Origin of the sequence: Frankia sp. Mgl5 (assembly GCF_023242985.1) — a bacterium.
In the GTDB taxonomy this organism is placed as follows: Bacteria; Actinomycetota; Actinomycetes; order Frankiales; family Frankiaceae; genus Parafrankia; species Parafrankia soli.
Genome location: NZ_JALKFY010000738.1, coordinates 1 through 2,781 on the forward strand (window position 1 = coordinate 1; position 2,781 = coordinate 2,781).

The following is a 2,781-nucleotide window of genomic DNA, read 5'->3' on the forward strand; positions in this document are numbered from 1 at the left end:
GACCGGGCCGCGGCCCGGTCAGCGGCCGGAGTCGGCGCCGCCGAGGCGACCGGCCGGGACGGCCGGCTGACCGGCGCCACCACCCGGCTGCGGGCATACCGCCCGGGCGGCGGGCGCGGGGCCGGGCCGGAGGAGCCCGCCGGCCGCACGAACGCCCTGTACGACACGGTCGACCAGGCCGCGCTGCGCCGCGTCGACGTACGCGAGCGCACCGCCGACGCGACCGTCTACCACAAGGTGGCGCCCGGCGACGGGCTCGACTCCTTCGGCGACGGGGACCGCACGGGCCTGCTCGACCGCACCGGCGGCGCGTCGCGCTCGGCCGGCACCCGGCTGGACGCGCTGGAGGGCGGCCGGCCCGGTGCAGGCCGCACCGGTGCAGGCCGCCGGCCGGGTGGGCCGACCCGGCCAAGTGACCGGGAACGGGGCAGGCGGCCCGGCGCGGGCGAGACCTCCGCAGCGCATGCGACCGGCGGCCGCGCGGGCGGCCGGGGCCGCGTCCGGCCGAACGCGGGCAAGCGTGGCCCCAGATGGTGGCGGAACCGGCCGCGATGGCTGCGCCGCCTGGTGCTCATCGGGATGACGTCCGGCGCGTTTCTGTTCGTCGCGGGCATCGCGGTGATCTACGCGGCGACCCGGGTGCCGCTGCCCGAGGAGGTGAAGACCGACCAGACGTCGATCATCTCGTGGGCCGGCGCGGACGGAAAGCCCGGCGGCGAGCTCGCCCGGATCGGCGACGTGAACCGCACGGACGTCCCGCTCTCGCAGGTGTCGAAGGACGTCCAGCACGCGGTGCTGGCCGCCGAGAACGAGAACTTCTACAACGAGCCGGGTATCTCCCCGCGCGGTATCGCGCGGGCGCTGTGGGTGAACCTCAGCGGTGGTGAGATCGCCCAGGGTGGTTCGACCATCACCCAGCAGTACGCGAAGAACGCCTATCTCACCCAGGAACGCACGTTCACCCGGAAGATGCGGGAGATCGTGCTCGCCATCAAGCTTGACCAGAAGTACTCCAAGGACCAGATCCTGGAGTTCTACCTGAACACGATCTACTTCGGGCGCGGCTCGTACGGCATCGAGGCGGCGGCGAAGACCTACTTCGACAAGCCGGCCGCGGAGCTGACGGCGGGTGAGGGCGCTGTCATCGGGGGGCTCATCAGATCCCCGAACTACCTGGACCCGAAGGTGAACCCGGGGCCGGCGGAATCCCGCTGGAAGGACGTCGTCGCGACGATGGTCGCCAAGGGCTGGGCCCCGGCGTCACTGGCGACCGAGAAGCCACCGGCGGTGTTGGAGAAGACCGACAGCTCCGGCAGCTCCTCCGATCAGGTCCAGTACATCAAGCTCCAGGTCGAGAGCGAGCTGACCGCCGCCGGCATCACCGAGGACCAGATCAACCGTGGTGGGCTGCGCATCACGACGACTCTCGACCAGGGCCGGCAGACCGCGGCCTTCCAGGCGGTGACCAGCCAGATCTCGCAGGCGTACGCGGCCGTACCCGACCTGCGCACGGGGCTGGTGGCGATAAAACCGGGAACAGGTGAGGTGCTCGCCTGGTACGGAGGGTCCCTTTACGGCAAGGGCACGAACGGCCAGGCGCAATATGTGGACAACGTTTCCGGAGCGAAGCTTCCGCCCGGTTCGACGTTTAAGGCCATCACCCTGGTGACCGCCCTGAAAAAAGGCATCAGCCTTAAATCCACCTACCCGGCCCCCGCCCATCTGCAGGTCCTGGACTACCCGGTCAGCAACGACGAGAGCGACCCCGGAGACCTGGGCTACCCCGACCTCGTGGAGTCCACCGCCGAGTCGATCAACACCGTGTTCGTGCCGCTGGGCGTCGACGTGGGCGTCGCGAACGTCATTCAGACCGCCCACGACATGGGGGTCGACGCCGACCTCGAGAACGTCGCCGGCGTCAGCCTCGGCAAGGACGGCGTGAGCGCGCTCGACATGGTCGAGGTCTACGGCACGCTGGCCAGCGGCGGCTACCGGGCCACCCCGCACATCGTCGCCAAGGTCGAGGACAACTCGGGCCGCGTCATCCTGGACGGGATGAACTCCGGCACGAAGCCGGTCGTCGACAAGGAGCCGGTCGTCCCGCCGTCCGTGGCCAGGGACGCGACCTTCGCGCTGGAGAGCGTGATCGACCACGGCACCGGCAAGAGCGCCCGGCTGGCGAACAACCGGCCGGCGGCGGGGAAGACGGGCACCACCGACGACTTCCGGTCCGCCTGGTTCTGCGGGTACACGAGGGAGATCGCCTCCTGCGTGAACATGTTCCGCGGCAAGGGCGAGGTGGCCGACCAGCTCCGGGGCATCCCGGGCGCCGAGCGGGGTGTGTACGGAGGCAACTACCCGGCGAAGATCTGGAAGGCGTTCATGGACGCGGCGCTGCAGGGCATCGCGCCGAAGCCGTTCGATCCGCCCGCCTACGGCGGGATCGTCACCCAGCGCAGCCCCGCGCCGGCGCCGACCCCGTCCGACCTGCCCACGCAGCCGCCGGTCGCGGGGACGGACGACTTCGACATCTTCGGCAACGACCAGAACGACAACGGTCAGAACGGCGGCGGGCAGGCCGGCCAGACCGGGCAGACGGGTCAGACGGGTCAGCAGCCACGTCCGAGACAGACCCGGCCACCCACCGGCGGTGGCGGCGGTGGCGGTGGCGGCGGAATCGTGGTCAATCCGTTCAACAACTGAGTAAGTCGCGAACTGAGCAGCGCCGCGGGGGGGGCCCGGCGCCCCCCGCCGGGGGGGGTGGGGGGGGGGGGGGGCCCC

The 2,781-nt window shown here is 71.4% G+C and carries 1 protein-coding gene; it reads left to right on the top strand.

The genetic code is table 11. The features are described from left to right. Nucleotides 1-2,703: transglycosylase domain-containing protein (locus MXD62_RS27220; RefSeq protein ID WP_248832258.1), on the top strand; the 2,703-nt coding region annotated here is incomplete at its 5' end. Nucleotides 2,704-2,781: the final 78 nt, after the last annotated feature.